Source organism: Aeromonas sp. 601027 (genome assembly GCF_049174455.1).
GTDB lineage: Bacteria > Pseudomonadota > Gammaproteobacteria > Enterobacterales > Aeromonadaceae > Aeromonas > Aeromonas veronii_A.
In genome coordinates this window covers 231,824-258,610 of record NZ_JAAKTN010000006.1, presented here as the reverse complement: position 1 = coordinate 258,610, position 26,787 = coordinate 231,824, and the positions used below count along the sequence as shown (strand labels likewise).

The following is a 26,787-nucleotide window of genomic DNA, read 5'->3' as shown; positions in this document are numbered from 1 at the left end:
GGTATCGCCAAGCGGTAAGGCAGCGGGTTTTGATCTCGCCATCCCTAGGTTCGAATCCTAGTACCCCAGCCATTTTTCTGTTCTCTTCCACATCTGTGGTCGATAACAAACGGCTATGTAGCTCAGTTGGTTAGAGCATCGCACTCATAATGCGGGGGTCACAGGTTCGAATCCCGTCATAGCCACCATTAATATTGCGGAAGTGGCGAAATTGGTAGACGCACCAGATTTAGGTTCTGGCGCCCTAGGCGTGAGAGTTCGAGTCTCTCCTTCCGCACCATTAATAGCAGTACCAAACAGACCAGCTCATGCTGGTTTTTTTGTATCTGAAATTTGCCTCTCCCCAGTTTTTCTCTCGCTCCTCTATTAACCCATCTCCACGTTAATTCCCGTCCATCTCACTCTTCACTGATTCCGAGCACGCCTTGCCACTCTTGTCTCCCGGCCACAAAAAAGCGGCCCGCAGGCCGCTGGTGCACAGATTCATCATCCCGGTTATCAGAACGGGAAGAACCAGGGGATCGCTACCACGCTGACCGCCATCACCAACAGGGTGAATGGCACCCCGATACGGATAAAATCGGCAAACTTGTAGTTGCCCGGCCCCAGTACCAGGGTATTCACCGGTGACGAGACCGGCGTCATAAAAGCGGCCGAGGCGGCAATGGCAATGGTCATGGCAAACGGATAGGGCGATACCCCCATCTGCTGGGCCGTACCCAGCGCAATGGGCGCCATCAGCACTGCGGTGGCGGTGTTGGAGATAAAGAGCCCGATCACCGCGCATAGGGCAAACAGGCTGGCCAGCATTACCCTTGGCCCCATCTCCCCTACCGCATTGATCAGACCACCGACGATCAGATCCACCCCGCCGGTTTTTTGCAGCGCCAGCGCAAAGGGGAGCATACCGACGATGAGGATCAGGGTCGGCCAGTGGATCGACTTGTAGGCACTCTCCATATCGATGCAGCGAAACTTGCCCATCAGCAGACAGGCGATCAGCGCGGCAATCACGTTGGGCACCGGATCGGTCACCATCAGCAGGATCATCACTCCAAGACAGAAGAGGGCATGAATGGCCTGACTGCGGGCGGGGGCCATCTCGTCCACTTCGGCGGGCAGCCCCATCAGCAGAAAGTCGCGGCTATGGGTCTGCAATTGTCTGATGTGGCTCCAGTTCCCTACCACCAGCAGGGTGTCGCCCATCTGCAGCGGCTCATCCACCAGCTTGCCTGCCAGTGCCTCACCGTCGCGGCGCAGCCCCACCACGCTCAGGCCATAGCTGGAGCGGAAGGTCACCTCACGCACGCTTTTACCCAGCAGCTTGGACTCAGGGATCAGCGACACCTCGGCCATCCCTACCTCCCGCGCCTGATCGGAGAAATACTCCCCGCGCAGGATCATGGGTTCAAGCCGCGCCTCGGTGCAAAACGCCCGCACATCCACCTCAGGGTCTGACATGTCGATCAGCAGCACATCCTTGGCCTGGAACTCACTGATCCCGGACACCGGCACCATCACCCGGCGAAACTTGCGCCAGCGCTCCACCCCGATGACGTGGGCACCATAACGGGCGCGCAGTTGCAGCTCGTCCAGGGTGTGACCAATCAGCGGGGAGTCAGGCCGCAGCGCCAGACGACGGGCCCGACCGGCCAATCGGTAGTCTCGGATCAGATCGCGCAGGGTGCGGCGCCCGGTCGGCTTGCCTTTGCCCTCTTCTCCCTCGCCCACCAAGGAGCCGCGCACCAGCAGCATGTAGAGGATGCCCAGCCCCAGGATCAGCACGCCCATGGGGGTGAAATCGAAAAACCCGAAACCATGTATGCCGTGGCGCATCAGCTCGCTGTTGACCACCATGTTGGGGGGCGTGGCCACCAGCGTCATCATGCCGCTGATCAGCCCGGCAAAGCCGAGGGGCATCATCAGGCGACCGGCCGGGATCCCCATCCGGTTCGCCACACTCAGCACCACCGGGATAAAGATGGCGACCACCCCGGTGCTGCTCATCACAGCTCCCAGACTCGCCACCGCCACCATCAGCAGCACCAGCAGCTTGGTCTCGCTGCTACCCGCCACCTTCACCAATGCATCCCCCACCTGATAGGCGATGCCGGTGCGCACCAGCCCCTCACCCACCACAAACAGGGCGGCAATCAGGATAACGTTGGGATCGCTAAAGCCCGCCAGCGCCTCCGGCAGGGTGAGGGTGCCGCTCAGCACAAAGAGGATAATGATCAACAGGGCGACCACATCCATGCGCACCTTGTTGGTCATGAAGAGATAGATGGCGCCAGCCAGCAGACAGAGCACCCAGACAAGCTCGGAATTCAATACAACCTCCTTTTATCACGTGATTCTCCTCCCGGAGAGTGGACTCTATCAGACCACAGCCACGGCGCTATCATCTTGCTACATATCAATAAAGTCCGGCCCGCCGGGGCCCCATAACCCATCACTGCTGGAATAACCGGGCAGCAGCGGCGATTTCTTTGATATGGGCCAAGCCCGGGGCGGACAAAAGTCCTGCCCCTCCTCCCCCTCACCCCTTAGAATGGCGCCCTCGCATACTAACCCTCATGCCCAAGGATCAGAAAATGAGCATATTCGAGCTGTTCAGCATCAATAACACGCTGGTGACCATACCGCTGGGTGGCGGCTATGCCATGTCATGGATTGAAGCCATCGGCACCCTGTTCGGGCTGGCCTGCATCTGGTTTGCCAGTCAGGAGAAGACCATCAACTACCTGTTTGGTCTGATCAACGTCAGCCTGTTTGCCATCATCTTCTTCCAGATCCAGCTCTACGGACTGTTGATGCTGCAGCTGTTCTTCTTCTGCGCCAACGTCTACGGCTGGTACGCCTGGACCCGCCCCGCCAACGATCAGGGGAATACCCTGCAGATCCGCTGGCTCAGCAAATCCAAACTGATGGTGACCGCCGCCGTGAGCGTGCTGGCCATCGCCCTGCTGACCCGCTATATCGACCCAGTCTTCGCCACCCTGGCGCGCACCTCGGTCTCCCTGCTCAACCTGTTTGGTGCCAACCTTGCTACCCCCGAGCCCTCCCCTGATGCCTTCCCGTTCTGGGATGCCAGCATGACGGTGCTCTCGGTGGTCGCCCAGATCCTGATGACCCGCAAATACGTGGAGAACTGGATCCTCTGGGTCGTCATCAACATCATCAGCATCGGTGTCTATGCCGCGCAGGGCGTTTACGCAATGTCGCTGGAGTACCTGATCCTGCTGTTTATCGCCGCCAACGGCACCCGCCTCTGGGTGATTGCCGCCAAGCGCCAGCCACAAGGTCTGTAAGCCATGAGTCTGTTACCCCATCTCCAGTGCCGCCCCGACCAGATTGCCGAGCGGGTGGTACTGTGCGGCGACCCGGCCCGGGTCGATCGCATCGCCAGCCAGCTCGAACAGTGTGAAGTGCTGGGGCAAAACCGGGAATTTCGCCTCATCAACGGCCGCTATCAGGGGCTGCCCATCACGGTCTGCAGCACCGGCATCGGCGGCGCCTCAGCCATCATAGCGCTGGAGGAGCTGGTGCAAGCCGGTGCCCGCTCGCTCATTCGGGTCGGCTCCGCCGGTGCCCTGCAACACGACATCAGCCTTGGCGACCTTATCGTGGTGGAAGGGGCGGTACGCAATGAAGGCGCCTCGCAGGCCTATCTGCCCGCCGAGTACCCCGCCTGCGCCGATATCTGGCTGCAAGCGGCCCTGCTCAACCATGTGGCCACTAGCAGCCAGCCTCATTGGCACGGGCTGGTACGCTCCCACGACAGCTTCTATCGAGATGATGAGCAGGAGGTGTGCCGCTACTGGCATGCCCGTGGCGTACTGGGCGCTGACATGGAGACCGCAGCCCTGCTGACCGTGGGGCGCCTGCGCAAGGTACGGGTCGCCGCCGTGCTCTGCAACGTGGTGCTATTCGAGCAGGATGTGCAACAAGGGGTGGCGGATTACGCCAGCGCCGAACAGGCGATGATGGCCGGTGAGCAGCAAGCCATCGCCGCCGCCCTCCACGCTCTGGTGCAATAAAGCGCAAACCGTTAACTGCGGCACATCCGCCACCGTGCGGGCTGGTATCCGGCCCGCACTCTTGCTAGCCTCATGGCCCTCGTCATCCGGTGCGACAGGCAAGTCATGCAGCAACAGCCCTACCCCCTCGGCCGTTTTCACGCCGAACTCCAGCAGCTTGAACCCCGCTTTGCCGCGGCGCTCGACGCCTGCACCCTGTTTCTGCGCCGTTACCTGCCGGGCGAATTGATCATGCGGCAGGGGGAGCAGAGCGAGCAGCTCTATCTGGTCGAACGTGGCCGGGTCTCCCTCAACAGCACGGTACACTCTGGCCGCCGCTTCCAGCTCGGCGAGATTGAGTGTCACAGCCAGATCTTCGGTGAGATGGAGTTCTTCAGTGCCACCCCGGTGCAGTGGAACGTGGTGGCCGAGACCGAGCTGGACGCCCGAGTCATCTGTGCCCACAAGCTGGCCCAGCGGCTGCTGGCAGAACCTGAGTTGACCCTCTTTTTCGCCGCTGCACTTGCCAGCGACTATCTCGATACCCTGGAGATCACCACCAGCCGGCTGCTCCACCCCATTGCCTACAACATCGCCTATGAGCTGTGGCGAGAACGCCAGCGCACCCCCATGCTGGGATCGCGCAAGCGGGCCCACGAGGCGGCCCGCTTTGGCACCACAGAGCGGGTCTACCGCCGCGCCCTCAAGGAGCTGGTCGAACAGGGCATAGTTGCCGACGGCAGCGATGGCCCTGTTATCGCCGATCTGACCAGGCTGCGCGCCTATCTCGACCTTTGATTTCCATTCACCTCATTTCGATTAACCCTGTCAGGAGAGAGCCATGTCTACCCATCCCGAATTCACCTTCTTCAGCCGCTTCGTCGCCGATATTCAGGCGGGCCGCAAAACCATCACCATTCGCGACGAGAGCGAAGCCAACTGGCAGCCTGGCCAGCGGTTGGCGCTGTTTACCAACCCGGAGCACCAGCCCTTTGGCACCATAGAGGTGCTCTCGGTCAAGGCGGTAGCCTTCGATGAACTGAACGACGAGCACGCCCGTCAGGAGAACATGACACTCCCCGAGCTCAAACAGGTGATCCGCGATATCTACCCCGATATGCCGCCGCTCTATGTGATTGAATTCAAACTGATTGCCTGAGCCGGATTTGGCCATTGCCGAGCGATGTGTTAATAGTGTCCTCTTTTGAATCATGGAGGTGACCCGAGTGTTTGAGATAGCGAGCCTGAAAGAGGGGATGATGCACGGGGTCGAGCTGTTCCAGCTGCTGCTGGAGATCATCTCCATCGCCTGTGTGGTCATTGGCCTTGGCAAGACCCTCTGGCTGGCGGCAAGAGTGCGGGATCACCAACCCGGCTTTCCGCGCATTCGCCTCTGTTTTGGCAGCTGGCTTATTCTGGCGCTGGAGTTCCAGCTGGCCGCCGACATCCTGGCCACCACAGTCGCGCCGAGCAAGGAGGAGCTGATCCGTCTTGCCATCATCGCGGTCATCCGTACCTTCCTGAACTACTTCCTCGGCAAGGAGCTGGAGGCACAAGCGGAACACCAGCAGGAGCAGCGCAGCGAGCAGGTCAAGGCAGCTCAATAACCTGTATTCCTGCAGAGTATCAGTGCTAAGTGCCGTGTCATCCCGACCATAGCCGTGGCCCGGGATGGCACCTTTGTGACCCTCCCCTCACTTTTGGCAATCAGCCAATAATGGAACCCTTTTCAAGGCTTCCCCTGCCCTGTCGAGGGCCCGTGCATCTGCGTAAGATAGAAATAACTCCTCCCCAACCGGCCACGCTGATGAACCCGCATCCCCTCCACACGCCCGATATCGACCTCGAGAGCCGCGTTATTTACCAGATCTACCCCATGAGCTTTCAGGACAGCGATGGCGACGGCATGGGCGATATCAACGGCATCCGTCAGCGCCTCGGTTATCTGGCCACCCTGGGGGTCGATATGCTGTGGCTCACCCCCATCTATCGCTCCCCCAAGCGGGACAACGGCTATGACGTGGCGGACTACCGAGCCATCGACCCCGCCTTCGGCACCCTGGCCGAGATGGAGCAGCTGATAGCCGAAGCGGCCACTCACGGCATCGGCATCATGATGGATATCGTCGCCAACCATACCTCCACCGAGCATGAGTTGTTTGTGAAGGCGCTGGCCGGTGATCCCCGTTATCAGGACTACTACGTATTCCGGGATCAAGCCTTTGTCGATGCTCACCCCATTACCTCGATTTTTGGCGGCAGCGGCTGGCAGTATGTGCCAGCGCTTGATCGCTACTACCTGCACAACTTCGATGTGAGTCAGGCCGATCTGGACTGGGACAACCCGGCGGTGCGTGCCGAAATGGCAGAGGTGATCAACTTCTGGCTGGGCAAAGGGATCAAAGGGTTTCGCTTCGATGTGATCGACATGGTGAGCAAAGAGTGGGACCGACTGGCCATGAGCAACGGCCCGCACCTGCACGACTATATCCGCGAGCTCAATGCCGCGAGCTTCGGCGGCAAGGGGATCATTACGGTGGGGGAGACCTGGGGAGCCGATCTCGCCCATATGCAGCGCTACTCCAGCATAGATGGCAGCGAGTTCAGCATGGTGTTCAACTTCGAGCATCTGGGGCTGGGCAGTGACAAGTGGTCATCCCGCTTCGATCCCCTCGCCTTCAAGCGAGCCATGGCCCGCTACCAGCAAGGGCTACACGGGCGTGGCTGGAACAGCCTGTTTCTCGGCAACCACGACCTGCCCCGCGCCGTATCACGCTTTGGCGATGACAGGCCAGAGTGGCGTGAAACCAGCGCCAAGCTATGGGCCATGGTGCTGCATATGATGCAGGGCACTCCCTTCATTTATCAGGGGGAGGAGCTGGCTATGACCAACCGCCACTGGCAGCCGGGCGAGCTGCGCGATGTGGAGGCGCTCAACTACCGCGCCAGCCAATCGGGGCTGGATCCTGCCGAGCTGAGTCGGCGGCTCGATGCCATCGGCCGCGACAATGCCCGCACCCCGATGCAGTGGGACGCTGGCCCCCACGCCGGTTTCAGCACCACCACGCCCTGGATTGCCATCAATGCCAACCACGTCGAGATAAATGCTGACGAGCAGCTGGCCCGCCCCGACTCGCCGTTTCACTGCTATCGCCAGCTCATCGCCCTGCGCAAGGCTCACCCGGTCATTCGCCACGGCAATTTCGAGCTGCTGGATGGGGATGATCCCGAGCGCATCAGCTATCGCCGCCACTGGCAGGATCCGGCCAGCGGAGAGCGACACACCCTGCTGCTGCTCGCCAATCTCACGGCGAACCCCTTGCCGATGCCCCACTTCGACAAGGTGACAAACAAGATGCGGTTGCTGCTGGCCAATTACCCAAGCGAACCACTGCCACACTTCGCCCCTTATCAGTGCGCCATCTGGCTGCAAGTGGAGCAGGGTTAACCCCGTGCTGACGGGCCAAAGCAATGGCCCGTCAATCGCCACCCCACCGGCTACCAGCAGAAAATCACGCACCCACTCGGCGGGATTAAATTAACCACTATTACTGACTTATTAATTGATTATTTATCCCGTTTGATACGCTCTCATTGCCCCTCTTACTATGCCTGCGACCTATCCATTGCCGATGCAACTATCGGCCTTCAAACTGGCATAGCAAAGTGGAAAACAGATGATCACCACAGACGGGAATAACGCAGTCGCCTCGGTGGCGTACCGCACCAGCGAAGTCATCGCCATCTACCCCATCACCCCCAGCTCGGCCATGGCTGAGCAGGCGTCCGCCTGGTCGAGCGAGCGGGGCCTGAACCTGTGGGGCGACGTGCCTCGCGTGGTGGAGATGCAGTCGGAAGGGGGCGCCATTGCCACCGTCCACGGCGCACTGCAGACCGGTGCCCTGGCGACCTCGTTTACCTCGTCTCAGGGCTTGCTGCTGATGATCCCCAACCTCTACAAGTTGGCGGGTCAGCTCATCCCCTTCGTGCTGCACGTGGCGGCGCGCACCGTGGCGACCCATGCCCTGTCGATTTTCGGCGATCACTCGGACGTGATGGCGGTACGCCAGACCGGCTGCGCCCTGCTCTGCGCCAGCAATGTGCAGGAGGCCCAGGACTTTGCCCTGATCGCCCAGGTAGCCAGCCTCAACAGCCGGCTCCCCTTCATCCACTTCTTCGACGGCTTTCGCACCTCCCACGAGATCGCCAAGATAGTGCCGCTCGATGACGACACCCTGCGCGCCCTGCTGCCCGCCGAGGCGATCCGTGCCCATCGGGAGCGGGCGCTGACCCCAGACAAGCCGGTCATTCGCGGTACCGCCGCCAACCCGGACACCTATTTCCAGTGCCGGGAGGCCACCAACCCCTGGTATGACGATGCGTATCGCCATGTGAGCGAGGCGATGGACGCCTTCGGTGAGCGCACCGGCCGCCACTACCGGCCGTTCGAATACGTGGGTCACCCAGAGGCCGAGCGGGTGCTGGTGCTAATGGGTTCCGCCATCGGCACCTGCGAGGAGGTGATCGCACGGCTGATTGAACAGGGCGAGAAGGTGGGGCTGGTGAAAGTACGCCTCTACCGCCCCTTCTCGGCCGCGCACCTGCTGGCGGTCATTCCGCAGAGCGCCCGCAAGATTGCGGTACTGGATCGCACCAAGGAGCCAGGCGCCCAGGCCGAGCCCCTCTATCTGGACGTGATGAGTGCGCTGGCCGAGGCGGTCAGTCGGGGAGAAAGAACCAGCCTGCCGCGGGTCATCGGCGGGCGCTACGGCCTCTCCTCCAAGGAGTTCAACCCGGCCTGCGTGCAGGCCATCTTCGATGAGCTGGCCCTGGATAACCCAAGGCCGCGCTTCACCGTCGGCATCTTCGACGACGTCACCGGCCTCTCCCTGCCGCTGCCGGCCCTCGATTATTCGAGTTCCGACCTTGGCAACCAGCACAAGCTGGAGGCACTGTTCTACGGCCTTGGCAGCGATGGCACCGTCTCGGCGGCCAAGAACAGCATCAAGATCCTCGGCAACCACACCGACCTCTATCCGCAGGGCTATTTCGTCTACGACTCCAAGAAGGCGGGCGGCCTCACCGTCTCTCACCTGCGGGTGGGCGAGCGGCCGCTGCAATCGGCCTATCTGGTGGAAGAGGCGGACTTTATCGGCTGCCATCAGTGGCAGTTTGTCGACAAGTACCGGATGGCGGAACGCTTGAAAGCGGGCGGCATCTTCCTGCTCAACACCCCCTACAGCGAAGCGGAGATCTGGCAACGTCTCCCCAGCGAGGTACAGCACGCCCTGCGCGAGAAAGAGGCGCGTTTCTACATCATCAACGCCGCCAAAATTGCCCGCGACTGCCAGCTCGGCAACCGCATCAATACCGTGATGCAGATGGCCTTCTTCCAGCTCAGCGCCATCATTCCCCCTGCAGAGGCGACCAGCCTGCTGAAGCAGGCCATCGCCACCAGCTATGGCAGCAAGGGGCAGACGCTAGTCGAACGCAACTGGCAGGCACTGGAGGCAACCTGCGCCGCCCTGACCCGGGTGCCACTTGGCGAACTGGATCCCGCCAGCCGCCCGCGCCCACCGGTGGTTTCGGCCAAGGCCCCCGATTTTGTCCAGACCGTCACCGCCGCCATGCTGGCGGGACTGGGTGACAGCCTGCCGGTCTCCGCCTTCCCGCCGGATGGCACTTGGCCGGTCGGCACCACCCGCTGGGAGAAGCGCAATATCGCCAAGGAGATCCCCATCTGGGAGGCGGAGCTCTGTACCCAGTGCAACTACTGTGTCGCCGCCTGTCCCCACTCGGCCATTCGCGCCAAGGTGGTGGAACCGGATGCGCTGGCCGCTGCTCCCGCTACCCTGGATGCGCTGGATGTGAAATCCCGTGACATGCGCGGCCAGCAGTACGTGCTGCAGGTGGCGCCGGAGGATTGCACCGGCTGCAATCTCTGCGTCGAGGTGTGCCCGGCCAAGGATCGCAGCAACCCGGATCGCAAGGCGATCAATATGGCTTCGCGCCTCGATCACCTCGACGAGCAGAAGGCCAACTACGACTTCTTCCTCGACCTGCCAGAGCGCAGCGCCGAGCAGCTGGAGCGCATCGACATCCGCACCTCCCAGCTCATCTCGCCGCTGTTTGAATACTCGGGCGCCTGCTCCGGCTGTGGCGAGACCCCCTATATCAAGCTGTTGACCCAGCTCTATGGCGATCGGCTGCTGATTGCCAACGCCACCGGCTGCTCGTCCATTTATGGCGGCAACCTGCCTACCACCCCCTACACCACCAACGCCGACGGGCGCGGGCCGGCCTGGGCCAACTCGTTGTTTGAAGACAACGCCGAGTTCGGACTGGGCTTCCGTCTCACCGTCGATCAGCACAGGGAGCGGGTGCGCCGTCTGCTGGCGAGCCTCGGCGACACCATACCGGCAGCGCTGCGCGAGGCGCTCGGCGATGCCACCCTGCCGGTTTCCGAGCAGCGGGCCCATATCCAGCAGTTGCGAGCGCTGCTGCAGGAGAGCCAGACCCCGGCAGCCCAAGAGCTGGCTCGCGATGCGGACTATCTGGTGGAAAAATCGGTCTGGCTCATCGGCGGCGATGGCTGGGCCTACGACATCGGTTTTGGCGGGCTCGACCATGTGCTGAGTCTGGGGGAGAACATCAATGTGCTGGTGCTCGACACCCAGTGCTACTCCAACACCGGCGGCCAGCAGTCGAAGGCGACGCCACTCGGTGCCATCACCAAGTTTGGCGAGCAGGGCAAACGCAAGGCACGCAAGGATCTCGGGGCCAGCGTGATGATGTATGGCCACGTCTATGTGGCGCAGATCTCCCTCGGCGCCCAGATGAACCAGACTGTGAAGGCGATTCAGGAGGCGGAAGCCTATCCGGGGCCGTCGCTCATCATCGCCTACAGCCCCTGCGAGGAGCATGGCTACGACATGGCCGAGAGCCACGAGCAGATGAAGCAGCTGACTGCCACCGGCTTCTGGCCGCTCTACCGCTTCGATCCGCGCCGCGCTGACGAGGGTAAATTGCCGCTGGCACTCGACTCGCGGGCACCCAATGCCTCGCTGGCCGAGACCTTGCGCCACGAGCCCCGCTTCCAGCGGCTGGAGCGCCAGCTGCCTGAGGTGGCCAGCCAGCTCTATGAAGAGGCGGAGCAGGAGGCCAATCGCCGCTTCGCCTGGCTGAGCCAACTGGCGGGCAAGGAGAGCCCGGCGCAGGAGTAAGCCGCGTTCGGCTTGATGGCAGCAGCCACTCTGTTCACCAAATAACAATCAGGGCTCCCCGCGGGGAGCCCTGATGCTATCTATGGTGAGCCAATGTCGGCGCAGGCCAAATCAGGCGCTGATGGAGGCCAGCTCATGGCGCTTCAACGCCAACAGGGTGATGAGCAGCGCCAGCGTGGCGATCAGTGCCATGCCGATATAGGTCGCGCTGAAGCCCGGGGCCAGCAGATCGGGCGCGAGCCGGCTCAGATCGCCATCACTGCCGGCTGGCAGGCGGAAGTGGAACAGCATGGAGCAAATGGCCACGCCGACGGCACCGCCGAGCTCCCGTCCGAAGTTGAACAGCGACATGCCGATGCCGCGATCCTGCCGTGGCAGGGCATTTTGCACTACTACCGAGAGGGCGGGCAGCACCAGACCCAGACCAATACCGGCAAACCCGAGCGCCAGCCTGACCCAGGCATCGAAGTGGATCTGCCAGAGCGCCACCGCCGCGAGGCCAAAGCCCACCGCGACAAAGCTCTTGTAGTGACCGGTACGGCCAATCAGCTTGCCACCGACAAAGGCGCCGGCAGTGATGCAAATCATGAAGATAACCATGATGGCGCCGCTCTCGCTGGCGCTCATCCCCTTCTGCCACTGCATCTGCAACGGCAGATAGACCAGCACGGCAAACATCAGCAGCTGGGAGAGCATCACCAGCAGCACGCTCACCAGATAGCCGGGCAGCCGTGCCAGATGGGCGGGCAATATGGGGTCGTGGACACGCCGCTCAATCAGAATCAGCAGCAGCAATGCAACGCCCAGCGCCGCCGAGAGCCAGACTGCAGGCAGCGCCGCTTCCGGCGAGAGCAGCAACAGGGTGAGCGTGGTGACGGTAATCAGCAGAGCCGCCCCCTTCCAGTCGAAGCGACTGTGGCGGCGCACGTTGAGCTGCTTGAGGTTGCGGTTGATGAGAAAGACTGCCAGCGCCCCGAGCGGCAGATTGATCCAGAAGATCCAGCGCCAGCTGAGCTGCTCGGTGAAATAGCCGCCGAGCAAGGGGCCAGCGATGCTGGAGACCGCATAGACCGCCGAAATGTAGCCCTGATATTTGCCCACCTCCCGCGGCGGAATGGTGTCGGCAATCACGGTAAACGCGAGGGCAATCAGACCGCCGCCCCCCAGCCCTTGCAGCACCCGCGCTGCCAGCAGGGTCTGCAGATCCTGGGAGAGGGCGCAGGCCACCGAGCCCGCCAGAAACAGGCCGATGCCGATATTGAGCATCCGCACCCGGCCAAAGAGATCGCTCAACTTGCCGTAGAGGGGCAGCACGGCGGTGGCCGCCAGCAGGTAGGCGGTGACCACCCAGGTGAGGGCGGCACCGGCATGCAGCTCGGCGCCAATCATGGGCAGCGGGGTGGTGACTATGCTCTTTTCCAGTGAACCGAGCGCAATCACCAGCGCCACACTGGAGAAGATGGTTTTAGGGGATATTTTCGAGGTCATAAGCGGACTCGCTGATCTGATATGCCAAAGTATCCGGCAATGAACGGATTATTGTCTCACAAATCAGCAAGAGATAGAAAAAACGGCGGCCACAATCTACCCAACCATGAAGCCGATCCCACAAAGTGCCGACCGTTTCTGCTAGCCTGCTCTATTTGATTCGAGGAGCCCCCATGAGCGAGCGTGAGCAGTACGGGTTTGATCACTACGATGCCCTGATTTTCGATATGGATGGCACTTTGGTAGATTCCATGCCCCTTCATCTGGATGCCTGGGAGCTCACCTGCGCCGAATTCGGCATCCCCTTCGAGCGGGATCAGCTCTATCAGTACGGCGGCATTCCCACCCGCAAGATCATCGCCATGCTGGCCGAGCAGCAGGGGCTGACGGTGGATGTCGAGGCTTTTACCCGTCGCAAGATTGCCCTCTACATGGCCCATATCGACAAGGTCAGCGTCTTTCCCAAGATGTGGGAGCTGGTCAGGCACTATCACGGCAAGGTCAAGATGGGGATTGGCACCGGCTCACCGCGCAATCAGGCGGAGGCCATCCTCAAAAGCACCGGACTCGATGCCTATATCTCTGTGGTGGTGAGCGCCGATGATGTCACCAACCACAAACCGCATCCCGACACCTTTTTGCGGGTGGCCGAGCTGCTCGGCGCCAATCCCGCCAACTGTCTGGTATTTGAAGATACCCGGATCGGGCTTGAGGCTGGCAAGGCGGCGGGGATGGATACTCTACTGGTAATGGAAGGCGAACTGCACCAGAGGTAGATCGCAAGCGGACAGCGGCAACATGGCGCCACCTCAATGGTGCCATGATGCTGTTCAACTCGCGGATAAAGGGTTCTCCTGCAAACAGGAGACGAGCGTCGGCCCGGTGGCAACTGTAAAGGAGAGTGCATCGACCATGGCTTCCTCCTTCCATGCCTGATGCTGGCGCAGCAACGCCAGTGCTTCAACCGGCGTATCTGCAAAGATGGGGGCCGCCATGGCGGCAAATCCCTGCTCAACCAGTTGACGACGCTCATCGCTATAGCGCGGGGCATTGGCATCGAGATAGGTAAGCGCCTGGCCCAGCGTGAAAAAGTGATAGTTGGGCATCGAATGACCCTCAAAAATAAAGTGCCATTCTACTCCTTTCTGCTCCATTTCCAGCCTTAAACCCTTGTCCATCCGGTGATCTCGTTCACATTTTTGTTAACAATCCCCCAGAAAACCATGCCACGGCAGCTGGCCTCGCCCGCGACCCTTTCATCCCTGGCAGGCTGTAGACTACAACCGGCGCAGAGAGCCCGATCTACAGCGCTGCGTCGAGCCAAGGTCATCCTCTTGTTTGATGCCTTGACCATGCCGCACCTGGTCAGCCGATATATTGCCAACCCTGGTCACCTCGATATGGGACTACTGGGCTGTGTCACGCATATTTCACCAGATATATAAAAAGATAAAAACGCTCCGAATCTGGGCCAACCGTCAGCCTACCGATAATTAACAAGCATCCCCCATGCAAATATTTGAATTATATTCCAGCCACATCTTTAACTACTGTTACAGTAATCTCTGCTAGCATATTTTTTCGCGGCAAGATAGATGACTAAAAAAACATAAAGTACATATCTATGCACAATAAAATCGTTTGATGGCAGCTTGATGCATCGCATTAACCCTTTCTTTACACTCCTTCACTACCAAGGTATCTGCCCCAACCCCCGCCCGGACTGGACTATTGCTCGATGCATGGCCATTGGCGGACAAACAGGTGACTATTCAGCATGAATTGAATAGCAATCACATTAAATTTGCACCCATTGAGCCATCTCATAGAAATGCAATCAGCGGTTTGCAACCCCTGATAGCCACTCATAGAATCGCAGCGTCTGAAATATCTACCCTGTCCTCTCCTCCCTTATTGCTCTCAGTAATTGAGTGGATCACAAATAATAACCGGGGATGCCGCCGCTGGCGCAGTGGCCATGGCGCACAACGAGATGGGGTAAACCTGTACCTGAATGAACAACAAATATTAAAAAGAGGCATATCTATGAGTGGCACCATCATCAAGTCGGCAAGAAATACCCCCCATGCACCCCAGGATCTGGGCCCCTGCACCCAAACGGTGGCGTTTTCTCATTACAACAATATCTCCGCCCAGCTGCCGGTCGATCCCGCCACCGGCAAGATGGTAAGCGGCGATGTCACCGCGCAGGCCAGACAGTGCCTGAGCAACCTCAAGGCGATCATCGAGAGCATCGGCCATGTGATGGACGATATGGTGAAAGCGACCATCTTCCTGAAAGAGATGGCGGATCTGGAGGCGGTCAACGCCGTCTATCGCGAATTCTTCCCGGGCTATCTGCCGACCCGCACCACCCTCGCCGTCGCCGCCCTGCCGCTGGGTGCGCTGGTGCAGATTGATGCCATCATCTCCAACGGCGAAGGCACCTTCCCGCAAGATCCTTGCCCGCTGGTGAAGCTCGCCCGCAACAGTGACAAGGCGCCGCACAATCCGCTCTCCACCCATACCGTGGCCTTCTCCCACTACAACAATATCGGCGCCCAGCTGCCGGTGGATGCAGCCTCGGGCCAGCTGGTTGCTGGTGGCATCAAGGAGCAGGCGGGCCAGTGCCTGCGCAATATCAAGGCGGTGCTGGAGAGCATCGACGTGCCGTTTGACGATATCGTCAAGGTCACCGTCTATCTGACCGATCTGGCCGATCTGGAGGCCGTCAACGAGGTCTACACCACCTTCTTCCCCGACTCTGCCATTGCCCGCGCCGTGGCCTACCTGCCTGCCCGCTCGGTGGTCAGTGCCGCCGCCCTGCCCATGGGGGCACGGGTGCAGATGGATGCGGTCATCTCCCACGGTGACGGCACCCCGCCGCAACTGGTGGAAGACCGTCACAATCTGGTGATCCGCGCCCGCAATACCGACAAGGCACCGCGCAGCCCGCTCCATTGCCAGACTGTCGCCTTCTCCCACTACAACCATCTCTCTGCCCAACTGCCGATAGACCCCGCCACCGGCAAGATCCTGGCTGGCTGCATCAAGGAGCAGACCGCCCAGTGCCTGAACAATATCAAGGCGATTGTGGAGAGCATCGGACATGTGATGGACGATATCGTCAAGGTCAATATCCAGCTCGGCAATATCGCCGACCTTGATGCGGTCAACGCCATCTACATCAAATATTTCCCGGGTTATCTGCCTGCCCGCACCGTAATCGGGGTCAGTGAGCTGCCCGCCGGCGCTCTGGTGCAAATTGATGCGGTGATGTCCAACGCCGAAAGCACCGCGCCACAGGCGTAAGGGTTACGCTCAATAAAAAATGAGACCGGCTGATGGCCGGTCTCTTTTTACATGCCTGACAAAGGGATGACCCCTCAACCCTCGATATCGCGGTTCCTGATCGCCACTCTGACCGCCTCTGCCGTGGTGGCCACACCGAGTCGACGGCGGGCACTGCGCAGATGGTTCTCGACCGTGCGCACCGAAAGCTTCAGGGTGGTGGCGATATCGGCATGGCGCCAACCCCGGGAGACCCACTCCAGCACTTCGCGCTCGCGCCCAGTGAGGCCACGCTCGTGGCCCTCTACAGGCATCTCCATCAGCCGACGAGCTGCATGAAAAGCCGCCGCCGCGATCAGCGCAAGGCCAACCCGAGTGTGGGCACTGGCATCGATCTGATCGCCGCCAAAGCTCATCGCCCCTTCCAGTCCCAACGGCCCATAGACGGGAACCTGCAAGCCATGTCGGCCAGGCTCCTCAGGCTGGCGAACGATACGGTACTGCTCGCCAGCAGCGCCAACCGTTTTGCTCCAGAAGAAGGGCTGGTCTCGCTCCCTGATATGCATCGCCATCGGGCACTCGCGCATATAGGCATGCAGGTCGACCGCCTCGCCGCTCTCCAGCCACTCCCCCTCCAGCCAGTAGAGATGCTCGACCACCCCCTCCTCGCTGGCACTGATGGAGAAGAGCGCAAAGCGGTGATACCCCAGCGGGGTGGCAAAGGCGCGCACCAGTTGCTGGATCTCCTCCAGCCGCTGGCACCCTTCCAGCGCCACCGCGACCTGCAACGCATTCGCTGGCGATGACGACAACCTCATCGCTTGGCAACCGCCTCCAGCAAGGTGGTGGCGGCCAGCTTGCCGAGGTTATTGCCCGCCAGCGGGCTGTCACCGGTCAGCAGATTGCGATCCCGGCACACCTCTCCCGAGATGCCGTTGTTGACGATCTCAAAGCCAATCTCTTTGAGCTTCTCGCCAAACTTCCAGGTGAGGTGGCCCGGCATATAGCCAATTGCCGGGGTCTGGGCATCCAGCTCATCGGGGAAGGCGCAGATCTTGTAGCCCGCGAAGGTCTCTGGATTGGCCACCGCCAGCAAAGCAGCAGGCCCGTGACAGAGGGAGATGATGAAGCGATCGTTGGCCATCGCCCACTCCAGCAGCGCTTTCACCTCGGCACTCTCCGGCAGCCCCATCAGGGCGCCGTGGCCGCCGGGAATAAAGACGCCGATATAGTCCGAGTCGGCGGCCAGCGCCTGCTTCAGCAAGTCGGCCAGCTTGGCCGGTTGGCGGAACTGCGCCTGATATTTGCCATAGAGACCCAGCACCTCTTCATCTTCGCTGGGCATGGCCCACCACTCGAACTTGACCGGATTGCCGGAGAGGGTGGCCACGTCAAAGGCAAAGCCCGCCTTGTCGAGGTGATACATGGGGAGCAGGGTTTCGACCGGATGGTTGCCGGTGGAAAACAGGGTGCCGTTGTCGGTGGGCAGATAGCGCTCATCGGCCCCGATCAGCAGGATCTTCCAGCGCCCCTCCCGATAAGGAGCGGGATAGTCGGCCCCGGCAAGGTCAGATTTGCGCGAGGTGAACTGGCTCAGGGAGTAGGGCGACGGGAAGAAGGCATTCTGCTCTGCCGGATCCGGGGTTGGTTGTTTATCGTCAACAAGCATGTCGGTCATGGGTCAGGCTCCAGTAGTGGTGGACTCGGTCTCACAGTATTGACTGTCAGAGACCAAGTAAATGAGGGTTTTCCCTCAACCGCCATGACAATGGCAAGGGATGTGACAGCGCTGCGACAAAACCTGAACAGAGCGCCCGCCAGGGTTAGTCCATTGCGGCAAATGCCTTGACGATGGCATCCATGACCGCTCTGACCCGCGCGGCATGCTGCACATCCTGATGGGTCACCAGCCAGACATCGTAGGATTGCTGTAACTGCCGCTCGGGCCAGACCCGCACCAACCCGGCTTGCTCGGCGAGCGGAACCGCCACCTCGCCAAGCCCCAGCCCCATCAGCAGGGCCTGACGCAGCATCAGGCTGGTATTGACCCCCGCGGCGACCGTGGCCCCCTCGGCCGCCTCTTCGAGCATCATGGGGGATCGCGCGCTCTGCCAGTGGGGCTCATACACCACCAGCGAATGGCCCGCAAAACCGGTGCCCGCTTCGGGAATGCCATGGCGAGCCAGATAGTCGGCGGAGGCATACAACCCGACCGGCCAGGAGGCCAGCTTGCGAATAATCAGGTCGGGATTGTCCGGCTTCACCGTCCGGATCGCGATATCCGCTTCCCGCAGAGACAGATTGACCACCTGGGTCGAGGTATTGAGGATGACCCTGATATCGGGATAACGCTGATGCAGCTCGGTCAGAGCCGGTATCAGGAAATCCATCCCCAGGGTGTCTGTGGTCGCCACGCTGACCTCCCCAACCAGACGGTTGTCGACCCCTTGCGCCGCCCGCACAAAATCAATGGCCGCCAGCTCCATCTGCTGGGCGCTGGCCAGCACTATCTCCCCGACATGGGTCAGCACATACCCTTTGGATGTGCGGAGAAACAGCGTGGCCGCCAGACGATGCTCCAGTGCGGCAATCCGTCTGCCAATGGTGGCCTGATCGACCCCGACCACACGGGCGGCGCCTCGCAGGCTCCCTTCCCGATGCAACGCCAGAAAAATTTTCGCATCATCCCAGTTCATCACGACTCCCGGTTGAAATGCATTTTTGCATTACAGGTGAGGGATAATACTGCGTTTATTCATCAGCAATCTCCACTATCTTGGTGCTCAGCCCATCCGGGGAACCTCATATCACCTCGTTACAAGGAGCCGCTGATGCATAACGCCTATTCCATTCCCGCCACCATGAGCGCGGTAGAGATTACCCAGCCAGGTGGCCCCGATGTCTTGCAACTGACCACCCGCGCCACACCAGCGCCCAAGCCCGATGAGGTTTTGATCCGGCACTATGCGACCGGCATCAATGGGCCGGATGTGATGCAGCGCAAAGGGCTCTACCCGCCTCCGGCAGGAGCATCGGATATTCCCGGGCTGGAGGTCGCCGGGGTCGTGGTCGCCAAGGGGGAGCAGGTGACCCATCTCAAGATTGGCGACAAGGTCGCCGCGCTGATTTCGGGTGGCGGCTATGCCGAGTACAGCGTCGCCCACCAGAGCAATGTCCTGCCCCTGCCGCCCGGATTGAGCTTTGTCGAAGCCGCGGCACTGCCGGAAACCTTTATGACGGTCTGGTCAAATATGTTTGAACGGGGCCAGTTTAAAAAAGGGGACATTATCTTGATCCATGGCGGCGCCTCCGGCATCGGCACGACCGCCACCATGCTGGCCAAGGCATTTGGCGCCGCAAAAATCATCACCACGGTCGGCTCACCCGAGCAGCAGGCCGCCAGCATCAAGCTGGGCGCGGATGTGGCCGTGCTCTACAAGGAGGAGGATTTTGTCGAGGCAGTGCATGCAGCCACCGATGGCCATGGCGCCGACATCATTCTCGATATCATTGGCGGAGAGTATGTCGCGCGCAACTATGCGGCGGCCGCCATCAATGGTCGCATAGTCCAGATCGGCATTATTGCGGGCGCCGCCCCCAATCTGGATCTGTTTCCCATGCTGCAAAAGCGGCTGACCCATATCGGCTCCACCCTGCGCTCGCGTACTCCGCAAGAAAAAGCCGAACTGATTGCCCAGTTGCAAACTCATGTCTGGCCATTTATCGAACGCGGTGAGGTCAAACCGCAGGTTTACCAGACCTTCCCGCTGCATGAGGCCGCCGCCGCCCACCATTTGCTGGATTCAGGCCGTCATATCGGCAAGCTGGTATTAACCATGGCACCCTTGTCGTCAGATTGATAAGGCCATAGTGGAGCAGGCCGAGGTGGATGCGGTGATATCCAACGCGGAAAGTACCCCGCCGCAGGTTTAAGGTTGCGTTAAATAATAAAAAGAGACCGGCTGATGGCCGGTCTCTTTTTATGTAACAGGAAGGGATATTACTTTTATGGCATCGACGTAAAGAACGCGAACGTCCGATTACGCTTCGCTAATCGAACCTACGAGCTAAATGCCATGCGCCTCCATCATCAAAAGGTATGTAGACAACCCCACTAATATCATTTGGTATTTCTATTTCATCTTTAACCAAGGCACAAACCTTTTGACGCCCCAGCTTGCCGATCAAATAACCATGTTCGAATACTACATTTTGCCTAGCTCTAGCTTTTAGCTCATTATCACTGGAGATACCACCGACATCACACGGCGTGTATAATACAATCGCGAAACCAACGTTTGTATGTTCTTCTATTTTTTCTATTATTGTCTGCCCAGCACTTGCTTGTTCGTGAAGAATTATTGCTGAGAAATCCATTTTTTCAATAAATCGTGCAACACTAATTTTAGCTAGCTCATCTCTTCCATGGACAATAAAAATATCATTGCTATTTAACAACGTGTTTAACTGCACTTCTTTATTAGGCTTTAAAATATCCCCAACCGACTTGATGACACTTTTAGTAATGTCATTTACATCTTTATCACTGTTTACAATCGTGATTCTCGTATGAAATATTGGAATACCTCGAGCAACATTACTTTGCGCAATAACACGAATATTATCCAACGTATCTTCTGAGGACTTAACTTTCAAAGATCTGATACATTGACTCGTTATATGTCGACCTGATATATATATCCGTTCATCTTTTGTATATGGGCGAACAATTAGTTCAATTATTTCATCAAGGTCTGTGCAATCAAATTCGTAGCAGCGTTCATAATCACCTTTTTTATTTTTTTTCTGTTGTTTCAACAATTACATGATAATACATATTTTAATCTCGCATTTAGAGCTAGGTCATTTTTCTATAGCTAATCCGTAAGGTCAGAAACAATGAATGCAAAACATACAATATAGTATCGACTGGAGCTAAAAATGGAAGATTTATAATAAAAAAACGCCCCCCATCTTGCGATGGAGGGCGTTTTATTTTCCGGCTATTGGGTCAGAACGACCCAATTGTCAGCTATTACAGGGACTCTGCGGTCGCAACCACGTTTTCCACGGTAAAGCCAAATTCCTTGAACAGCAGCTCGGCCGGAGCAGACTCACCGAAGGTGGTCATACCGATGATCTTGCCGCCGAAACCGACGTACTTGTACCAGTAGTCAGCGATGCCGGCTTCGATGGCCACACGCTTGGTGACGGAGGACGGCAGGACGGACTCTTTGTACTCGGCAGACTGGGCGTCGAACACGTCGGTAGACGGCAGAGAGACCACGCGCACGGCACGGCCCTTGGCAGTCAGCTGCTCATAGGCGGCAACGGCCAGTTCCACTTCGGAACCGGTGGCGATCAGGATCAGCTCCGGAGTACCGGCGCAATCCTTCAGCACGTAGCCACCCTTGGCAGTGTCGGCCAGTTGCTGGGCAGTACGATCCATCTGGGCCAGGTTCTGACGAGAGAAGATCAGAGAGGTCGGGCCGTCGGTACGCTCGATGGCGTGTTTCCAGGCGATGGCAGATTCAACCTGGTCACACGGACGCCAGGTGCTCATGTTCGGAGTCAGACGCAGGGAGGCGATCTGCTCAACCGGCTGGTGAGTCGGGCCATCTTCACCCAGACCGATGGAGTCGTGGGTGTAAACGAAGATAGCGCGCTGCTTCATCAGGGCGGCCATGCGCAGGGCGTTGCGGGCATACTCCATAAACATCAGGAAGGTAGCGCCGTAGGGGATGAAACCACCGTGCAGGGCGATACCGTTCATGATGGCGGACATGCCGAACTCGCGTACACCGTAGTGGATGTAGTTGCCGGAGGCATCGTCGTTGGTCAGAGACTTGGAGCCGGACCACATGGTCAGGTTGGACGGAGCCAGGTCAGCAGAGCCACCCATGAACTCCGGCAGCAGCTTGCCGAAGGCTTCCAGAGAGTTCTGGGACGCTTTACGGGTTGCGATCTTGGCCGGGTTGGCTTGCAGGGTTTCGATGATCTTGGCGGATTCAGCAGCCCAGTTGGCCGGCAGTTCGCCAGCGGTGCGGCGCTTGAATTCGGCAGCCAGAGTCGGGTGAGCGGCTTCATAGGCGGCGAACTTGGCAGCCCAGTCGGCTTCCAGTGCAGCACCCTTCTCCTGAGCGTTCCACTCGGCAGCGATATCGGCCGGGATAACGAACGGCGCGTGGTCCCACTTCAGGAAGGCGCGAGCAGCGGCGATCTCGTCGTTGCCCAGCGGTGAGCCGTGGCAGTCGTGAGAACCGGATTTGTTCGGGGAGCCGTAACCGATGATGGTGCGGCAGCAGATCAGAGTCGGCTTGCCGGTCTCGGCCTTGGCGGCTTCGATGGCGGCATTGATGGCTTCCGGGCTGTGACCGTCAACAGCCGGGATAACGTGCCAGCCGTAGGCTTCGAAACGCTTGACGGTGTCGTCGGTGAACCAGCCTTCTACGTGACCGTCGATGGAGATACCGTTGTCATCCCAGAACGCGATCAGTTTGCCCAGTTGCAGGGTGCCTGCCAGGGAGCACGCTTCGTGGGAGATACCTTCCATCAGGCAGCCGTCGCCCATAAAGGCGTAGGTGTAGTGGTCAACGATGTCGTGGCCCGGCTGGTTGAACTGCTCAGCCATGGCTTTTTCGGCGATCGCCATACCAACGGCGTTGGTGATGCCCTGACCCAGCGGGCCAGTGGTGGTTTCCACGCCCGGTGCATAGCCGTACTCCGGGTGACCTGGGGTGCGAGAGTGCAGTTGGCGGAAGTTTTTCAGATCGTCGATGGAGAGGTCATAACCGGAGAGGTGCAGCAGGGAGTACAGCAGCATGGAGCCGTGGCCGTTGGAGAGAATGAAACGGTCGCGGTCGGCCCACTTGGGGTTGTTCGGGTTATGTCTGAGGTGGCTACGCCACAGCACTTCGGCGATATCCGCCATTCCCATGGGGGCGCCCGGGTGACCGGAGTTGGCTTTTTGAACGGCATCCATACTCAATGCACGAATGGCATTGGCAAGCTCTTTACGAGAAGGCATCTGAATCTCCTGCGATTGCTTCATTTGATGGCCAAGATTAAGGCGCGTTATTGTCCCAGCAGGGCGCGCGGCGTGCAAATATTATCTGGATGAATAAAGTGGCTTTGGGAGGACAATCGCTTTTCTTGCCCTTTATTGACCAAAGCAACCAGAGAAAAACGTTTGATTTCCATCCCTTTCGGGATAGGAGAGCACCGCTTGTGACCCATTGGACACTGCGCGACAAAATAGTGCTGGCAATCACGGGGGGCGCTAATTAAAATAGACGTCCAGATGTAGATACCTCTACACCATCCTATTCATCCGGTTATTGCTGTGGCGATAACCCAGACAAGCTGAGACTCTTATCATGGCAAAGCTGTTTACTTCCGAGTCGGTCTCCGAAGGCCATCCCGACAAGATTGCGGACCAGATCTCCGATGCGGTACTGGACGCCATCCTCAAGCAAGATACCAAGGCCCGTGTTGCCTGCGAGACACTGGTCAAGACCGGTATGGTCATGGTGGCCGGCGAAGTAACCACCTCTGCCTGGGTTGATATCGAAGAGATCGTGCGTGATACCGTACGTGAAATCGGCTACACCCACTCCGACATGGGCTTCGATGCTGACTCCTGCGCCGTGCTGAACGCCATCGGCAAACAGTCCCCGGACATCAACCAGGGCGTTGACCGCAGCGATCCGCTGGAGCAGGGCGCTGGCGACCAGGGCCTGATGTTCGGCTACGCCACCAACGAAACCGACGTGCTGATGCCGGCCCCCATCACCTACTCTCACCTGCTGGTGAAACGTCAGGCTGAAGTACGCAAGAACGGCACCCTGCCGTGGCTGCGTCCGGATGCCAAGAGCCAACTGACCTTTGCCTACGACGACGCAGGCAAGATCATCGGTGTGGATGCCGTTGTACTGTCTACCCAGCACGCTGAATCCATCAGCCACAAGGATCTGGTTGAAGCGGTACGCGAAGAGATCATCAAGCCGGTGCTGCCGGCCGAGTGGGTCAACAAGGACACCAAATACTTCATCAACCCGACCGGCCGTTTCGTTATCGGCGGCCCGATGGGTGACTGCGGTCTGACCGGTCGCAAGATCATCGTCGACACCTACGGCGGCATGGCTCGTCACGGTGGTGGCGCCTTCTCCGGTAAGGATCCGTCCAAGGTTGACCGCTCCGCAGCCTACGCTGCCCGCTACGTTGCCAAAAACATCGTGGCCGCCGGTCTGGCCGATCGCTGTGAAATCCAGATCTCCTACGCCATCGGTGTGGCCGAGCCGACCTCCATCAGCGTCGAAACCTTCGGTACTGCCAAGGTCGCCGAGGAGCTGCTGGTCAAGCTGGTGCGCGAGCACTTCGAACTGCGCCCGTATGGTCTGATCGAAATGCTGGATCTGAAGCGTCCTATCTACCAGGCTACCGCAGCCTACGGTCACTTCGGTCGCGACGAGTTCCCGTGGGAGCAGACCGACAAGGCCGAACTGCTGCGTTCTGCCGCTGGCCTGTAAGGCTCGCTGTTGTGATAAAAGGGGAGCCTGGCTCCCCTTTTGCTTATCCGCCATTTGACGAGATGTTGATGTCTGCCACCCCTTCCCAGCTTGTCGCCCTGCTGCAACAACGCGTAGAAGCCTGCTTTGTGCAGGCCGAGGCGCGCCTTGGCCGCCCCTTCCCACGCCCGCGGATCTACTGCAATATGCGGGGCCGGGCGGCGGGATCGGCGCGGCTGCAAACCTGGGAGTTGCGCTTCAACCCTGCCCTCTATCAGGCCAACCAGCAGGCGTTTCTGGATGAGGTGGTGCCCCACGAGGTGGCCCATCTGCTGGTCTATGCCCTGTGGGGTGAAGGTCGCGGCAAAAGCCGGGTCTTGCCCCACGGCCGCCAGTGGCAATCGGTGATGCGGGAGGTGTTCGGCCTTGAGCCCAGAACCACCCACAGCTTCGATCTGGCGGTACTGGCCCAGCGCACCGTGCCCTATCGCTGTCACTGCCAGAAGCATCAGCTCTCTATTCGCCGCCACAACAAGGTGGTGCGCGGCGAGGCCCGCTACCACTGCCGCCGCTGCAAGCAGCCGCTGGAGCGGGAACGGCCGGAGCCAGAGCAGTAAGCCAGCTTGTGTCGCGCCACTGTGGTAGGGTGCCCGCCATCGTTCATCAATCACCCCGTTTTGCAAGGAATCCCATGCGTTTCATCTCCTCCCTCGCCCTGACCCTGCTGGCCGGTTTGCCGCTGCTCAGCGCACCCCTGCACGCCCAGACCTTTCGTGAAGCCAAGCAGGATCTGATGAAGCTCTATCGCAGCCAGCCTGCGGTCACCACCTTCTACTGCGGCTGCGACATTGACTATCAGGGCAAGAAGATGAGCCCGGATCTCGCCAGCTGCGGCTATGAGCCGCGCAAGCAGGCCAAACGCGCCGCCCGCATCGAGTGGGAACACGTGGTCCCCGCCTGGGAGTTCGGCCACCAGCTGCAGTGCTGGCAGGATGGCGGTCGCAAGAATTGCGAAAAAGCGAGTCCCGAGTTCAACAAGATGGAGGGGGACATGCACAACCTCTTCCCCGCCATTGGCGAGGTAAACGGCGATCGGGCCAACTTCCGCTTCTCCGACTGGAACGGCAAGCCGGATCAGTACGGTCAGTGCCAGATGCTGGTGGATTTCAAGGATCGTCGAGTGCAGCCGCCCAAGGGGCCGGTACGGGGCCAGATTGCCCGCGCCTACCTCTACATGAGCCAGCAGTATGGGCTGCGTCTGGCAGCGCAACAGCGTAAACTGTTTGAAGCCTGGGACAGGCAGTACCCGGCAGAGGGCTGGGAGTGCGAGCGCAACCGCCGCATCGGCAAGCTGCAGGGCAATACCAATCCCTTTATTGAAAAGCAGTGCCAATAACCCCATTTGACCAGGGAGGGGATCACCCCTCCTATCATGAAGCCCTTCCCTATTGCCGCGTGAGCCTTGCTTGCCGCAGGATATAAAGGGTTTCCAAGCAAGAGACTGACAAGCAGCCATGCGCATTCCACGTATCTATGAACCGGCCACCCTGCAAGTTGGCCAGACTATCGCCCTGTCGGAAGACGGCGCCAACCATATCGGCCGGGTGCTGCGCATGCAGCCTGGCCAGCAGCTCGAGCTGTTCAACGGCGATGGCAATCAATATCCCGCCACCATCGCCAGCGTCGGCAAAAAGTCGGTGGAAGTGACCATCGACAGCTGCGACGTTCAATCGGTGGAGTCACCGCTGGCCATCCACCTCGGTCAGGTGATCAGCCGTGGCGACAAGATGGACTTCACCATCCAGAAATCGGTGGAGCTGGGCGTCACCTGCATCACCCCGCTCTTCTCCGAACGCTGCGGCGTCAAGTTGCCGGCCGATCGACTGGAGAAGAAGCGCGAGCAGTGGCAGAAGGTGGTGATCAGCGCCTGCGAACAGTGCGGCCGCAACGTGGTGCCCGAAGTGCGTATGCCGATGGAGTTGGACGCCTGGCTGGCGGAAGAGACCAAAGAGCTCAAGCTCAACCTGCACCCGCGTGCCGAGTACAGCATCAACACCCTGCCCGTTCCCGAGCATGGTGTGCGCCTGCTGATTGGCCCGGAAGGGGGCTTGTCGAGCGACGAGATCGCCCGTACCGTGCAGGAAGATTTCAAAGAGATGCTGCTGGGGCCGCGGGTGCTGCGCACCGAAACTGCCGCCCTGACTGCGATCACTGCGCTGCAGTGCCGCTTTGGCGATCTCGCTTGATACTATCGGCCGC

General features: G+C 59.6%; 22 protein-coding genes and 2 tRNA genes. 16 read left to right on the top strand and 8 right to left on the bottom strand.

The features are described from left to right. Nucleotides 1–111 precede the first annotated feature (111 nt). Both G5193_RS10435 and G5193_RS10430 read left to right on the top strand, forming a co-directional pair. Nucleotides 112–188, top strand: a tRNA-Met gene (locus tag G5193_RS10435). Between the two features lie 8 nt (nt 189–196). Further along, a tRNA-Leu gene (locus G5193_RS10430) sits at nt 197–280 on the top strand. Between the two features lie 218 nt (nt 281–498). On the opposite strand, the gene G5193_RS10425 is transcribed toward G5193_RS10430, so the two are convergent. Further along, entirely contained in the window at nt 499–2,331 is a 1,833-nt protein-coding gene (locus G5193_RS10425; RefSeq protein ID WP_040066935.1) for an SLC13 family permease, read from the bottom strand. 263 nt (nt 2,332–2,594) lie between these two features. Here G5193_RS10425 and pnuC point away from each other — a divergent pair, with 263 nt between their 5' ends. From pnuC to nifJ, 7 genes are all read left to right on the top strand, one after another. Then, entirely contained in the window at nt 2,595–3,311 is a 717-nt protein-coding gene (gene pnuC, locus G5193_RS10420) for a nicotinamide riboside transporter PnuC (protein ID WP_421205944.1), read from the top strand. A gap of 3 nt (nt 3,312–3,314) precedes the next feature. Next, nucleotides 3,315–4,040: a nucleoside phosphorylase gene (locus G5193_RS10415; RefSeq protein WP_421205943.1), complete on the top strand. Its 726-nt coding sequence runs from the start codon at nt 3,315–3,317 to the stop codon at nt 4,038–4,040. Nucleotides 4,041–4,145: 105 nt separating this feature from the next. Then, a complete protein-coding gene (locus tag G5193_RS10410) occupies nt 4,146–4,817 on the top strand; it encodes a Crp/Fnr family transcriptional regulator (protein WP_227341140.1) in 672 nt (223 codons plus the stop codon). 43 nt (nt 4,818–4,860) lie between these two features. Continuing rightward, nucleotides 4,861–5,178 (top strand): N(4)-acetylcytidine aminohydrolase, encoded by a 318-nt coding sequence (gene yqfB / locus G5193_RS10405; RefSeq protein WP_421205942.1) that lies wholly within the window; start codon nt 4,861–4,863, stop codon nt 5,176–5,178. A 67-nt stretch (nt 5,179–5,245) separates the two neighbouring features. Then, on the top strand, nt 5,246–5,626 hold the full coding sequence (locus tag G5193_RS10400; protein ID WP_421205941.1) for a DUF1622 domain-containing protein: 381 nt from the start codon (nt 5,246–5,248) through the stop codon (nt 5,624–5,626). A 200-nt stretch (nt 5,627–5,826) separates the two neighbouring features. Next, nucleotides 5,827–7,467: an alpha-glucosidase gene (locus G5193_RS10395; protein WP_421205940.1), complete on the top strand. Its 1,641-nt coding sequence runs from the start codon at nt 5,827–5,829 to the stop codon at nt 7,465–7,467. A gap of 229 nt (nt 7,468–7,696) precedes the next feature. Then, nucleotides 7,697–11,242, top strand: a complete 3,546-nt coding sequence (nifJ, locus tag G5193_RS10390; protein ID WP_421205939.1) for a pyruvate:ferredoxin (flavodoxin) oxidoreductase — start codon at nt 7,697–7,699, stop codon at nt 11,240–11,242. A gap of 111 nt (nt 11,243–11,353) precedes the next feature. Here the strand turns inward: nifJ and G5193_RS10385 are convergent, their stop codons facing one another. After that, the gene (locus G5193_RS10385) at nt 11,354–12,730 is read right to left on the bottom strand and encodes an MDR family MFS transporter (protein WP_421205938.1); all 1,377 of its coding nucleotides are present in this window, start codon (nt 12,728–12,730) and stop codon (nt 11,354–11,356) included. A gap of 173 nt (nt 12,731–12,903) precedes the next feature. Between G5193_RS10385 and G5193_RS10380 the strand changes: the two genes are divergently transcribed. Beyond that, nucleotides 12,904–13,506 carry an HAD family hydrolase gene (locus G5193_RS10380; RefSeq protein WP_216951862.1) on the top strand — a complete coding sequence of 201 codons (603 nt, stop codon included), beginning with the start codon at nt 12,904–12,906 and terminating at the stop codon, nt 13,504–13,506. A gap of 54 nt (nt 13,507–13,560) precedes the next feature. Here G5193_RS10380 and G5193_RS10375 read toward each other — a convergent pair whose 3' ends face one another. Then, complete coding sequence (locus G5193_RS10375) at nt 13,561–13,908, bottom strand: hypothetical protein (RefSeq protein WP_421205937.1); 348 nt, start codon at nt 13,906–13,908, stop codon at nt 13,561–13,563. Between the two features lie 868 nt (nt 13,909–14,776). On the opposite strand from G5193_RS10375, the gene G5193_RS10370 reads away from it, so the two are divergent. After that, nucleotides 14,777–16,042, top strand: coding sequence for a RidA family protein (locus G5193_RS10370; protein WP_421205936.1), 1,266 nt, complete (start codon nt 14,777–14,779; stop codon nt 16,040–16,042). Nucleotides 16,043–16,116: 74 nt separating this feature from the next. On the opposite strand, the gene G5193_RS10365 is transcribed toward G5193_RS10370, so the two are convergent. The 3 genes from G5193_RS10365 to G5193_RS10355 all read right to left on the bottom strand — a co-directional run bounded on the left by G5193_RS10365 (nt 16,117) and on the right by G5193_RS10355 (nt 18,717). Next, entirely contained in the window at nt 16,117–16,839 is a 723-nt protein-coding gene (locus G5193_RS10365; RefSeq protein WP_421205935.1) for a PA1136 family autoinducer-binding transcriptional regulator, read from the bottom strand. Next, nucleotides 16,836–17,699: a glyoxalase III HchA gene (gene hchA, locus G5193_RS10360; RefSeq protein ID WP_421205934.1), complete on the bottom strand. Its 864-nt coding sequence runs from the start codon at nt 17,697–17,699 to the stop codon at nt 16,836–16,838. The genes G5193_RS10365 and hchA overlap by 4 nt, the downstream gene beginning before the upstream one ends. 145 nt (nt 17,700–17,844) lie before the next feature. Beyond that, nucleotides 17,845–18,717: a LysR family transcriptional regulator gene (locus G5193_RS10355; RefSeq protein ID WP_157161233.1), complete on the bottom strand. Its 873-nt coding sequence runs from the start codon at nt 18,715–18,717 to the stop codon at nt 17,845–17,847. A 135-nt stretch (nt 18,718–18,852) separates the two neighbouring features. Between G5193_RS10355 and G5193_RS10350 the strand changes: the two genes are divergently transcribed. Next, nucleotides 18,853–19,881 carry an NAD(P)H-quinone oxidoreductase gene (locus tag G5193_RS10350; protein ID WP_005358734.1) on the top strand — a complete coding sequence of 343 codons (1,029 nt, stop codon included), beginning with the start codon at nt 18,853–18,855 and terminating at the stop codon, nt 19,879–19,881. Between the two features lie 190 nt (nt 19,882–20,071). Here the strand turns inward: G5193_RS10350 and G5193_RS10345 are convergent, their stop codons facing one another. Continuing rightward, complete coding sequence (locus tag G5193_RS10345) at nt 20,072–20,839, bottom strand: TIR domain-containing protein (protein WP_421205933.1); 768 nt, start codon at nt 20,837–20,839, stop codon at nt 20,072–20,074. A gap of 217 nt (nt 20,840–21,056) precedes the next feature. Further along, nucleotides 21,057–23,048: a transketolase gene (gene tkt / locus G5193_RS10340; RefSeq protein WP_005338517.1), complete on the bottom strand. Its 1,992-nt coding sequence runs from the start codon at nt 23,046–23,048 to the stop codon at nt 21,057–21,059. A 349-nt stretch (nt 23,049–23,397) separates the two neighbouring features. On the opposite strand from tkt, the gene metK reads away from it, so the two are divergent. The 4 genes from metK to rsmE all read left to right on the top strand — a co-directional run bounded on the left by metK (nt 23,398) and on the right by rsmE (nt 26,774). After that, entirely contained in the window at nt 23,398–24,549 is a 1,152-nt protein-coding gene (gene metK / locus G5193_RS10335; RefSeq protein ID WP_005338519.1) for a methionine adenosyltransferase, read from the top strand. Nucleotides 24,550–24,617: 68 nt separating this feature from the next. Beyond that, entirely contained in the window at nt 24,618–25,145 is a 528-nt protein-coding gene (locus G5193_RS10330; protein ID WP_374995088.1) for a SprT family zinc-dependent metalloprotease, read from the top strand. Nucleotides 25,146–25,219: 74 nt separating this feature from the next. Further along, nucleotides 25,220–25,924 (top strand): endonuclease, encoded by a 705-nt coding sequence (locus tag G5193_RS10325; protein WP_374995089.1) that lies wholly within the window; start codon nt 25,220–25,222, stop codon nt 25,922–25,924. Between the two features lie 118 nt (nt 25,925–26,042). Beyond that, complete coding sequence (gene rsmE / locus G5193_RS10320; protein ID WP_005343824.1) at nt 26,043–26,774, top strand: 16S rRNA (uracil(1498)-N(3))-methyltransferase; 732 nt, start codon at nt 26,043–26,045, stop codon at nt 26,772–26,774. Nucleotides 26,775–26,787: the final 13 nt, after the last annotated feature.

What these genes read in the sequence shown, in the direction of transcription:
- pnuC (WP_421205944.1), top strand. Translation starts at nt 2,595, where the DNA reads ATGAGCATATTCGAGCTGTTCAGCATCAATAACACGCTGGTGACCATA.
- G5193_RS10415 (WP_421205943.1), top strand. Translation starts at nt 3,315, where the DNA reads ATGAGTCTGTTACCCCATCTCCAGTGCCGCCCCGACCAGATTGCCGAG.
- G5193_RS10410 (WP_227341140.1), top strand. Translation starts at nt 4,146, where the DNA reads ATGCAGCAACAGCCCTACCCCCTCGGCCGTTTTCACGCCGAACTCCAG.
- yqfB (WP_421205942.1), top strand. Translation starts at nt 4,861, where the DNA reads ATGTCTACCCATCCCGAATTCACCTTCTTCAGCCGCTTCGTCGCCGAT.
- G5193_RS10395 (WP_421205940.1), top strand. Translation starts at nt 5,827, where the DNA reads ATGAACCCGCATCCCCTCCACACGCCCGATATCGACCTCGAGAGCCGC.
- nifJ (WP_421205939.1), top strand. Translation starts at nt 7,697, where the DNA reads ATGATCACCACAGACGGGAATAACGCAGTCGCCTCGGTGGCGTACCGC.
- G5193_RS10385 (WP_421205938.1), bottom strand. Translation starts at nt 12,730, where the DNA reads ATGACCTCGAAAATATCCCCTAAAACCATCTTCTCCAGTGTGGCGCTG.
- G5193_RS10380 (WP_216951862.1), top strand. Translation starts at nt 12,904, where the DNA reads ATGAGCGAGCGTGAGCAGTACGGGTTTGATCACTACGATGCCCTGATT.
- G5193_RS10375 (WP_421205937.1), bottom strand. Translation starts at nt 13,908, where the DNA reads ATGGACAAGGGTTTAAGGCTGGAAATGGAGCAGAAAGGAGTAGAATGG.
- G5193_RS10370 (WP_421205936.1), top strand. Translation starts at nt 14,777, where the DNA reads ATGAGTGGCACCATCATCAAGTCGGCAAGAAATACCCCCCATGCACCC.
- G5193_RS10365 (WP_421205935.1), bottom strand. Translation starts at nt 16,839, where the DNA reads ATGAGGTTGTCGTCATCGCCAGCGAATGCGTTGCAGGTCGCGGTGGCG.
- hchA (WP_421205934.1), bottom strand. Translation starts at nt 17,699, where the DNA reads ATGACCGACATGCTTGTTGACGATAAACAACCAACCCCGGATCCGGCA.
- G5193_RS10355 (WP_157161233.1), bottom strand. Translation starts at nt 18,717, where the DNA reads ATGAACTGGGATGATGCGAAAATTTTTCTGGCGTTGCATCGGGAAGGG.
- G5193_RS10350 (WP_005358734.1), top strand. Translation starts at nt 18,853, where the DNA reads ATGCATAACGCCTATTCCATTCCCGCCACCATGAGCGCGGTAGAGATT.
- tkt (WP_005338517.1), bottom strand. Translation starts at nt 23,048, where the DNA reads ATGCCTTCTCGTAAAGAGCTTGCCAATGCCATTCGTGCATTGAGTATG.
- metK (WP_005338519.1), top strand. Translation starts at nt 23,398, where the DNA reads ATGGCAAAGCTGTTTACTTCCGAGTCGGTCTCCGAAGGCCATCCCGAC.
- G5193_RS10330 (WP_374995088.1), top strand. Translation starts at nt 24,618, where the DNA reads ATGTCTGCCACCCCTTCCCAGCTTGTCGCCCTGCTGCAACAACGCGTA.
- G5193_RS10325 (WP_374995089.1), top strand. Translation starts at nt 25,220, where the DNA reads ATGCGTTTCATCTCCTCCCTCGCCCTGACCCTGCTGGCCGGTTTGCCG.
- rsmE (WP_005343824.1), top strand. Translation starts at nt 26,043, where the DNA reads ATGCGCATTCCACGTATCTATGAACCGGCCACCCTGCAAGTTGGCCAG.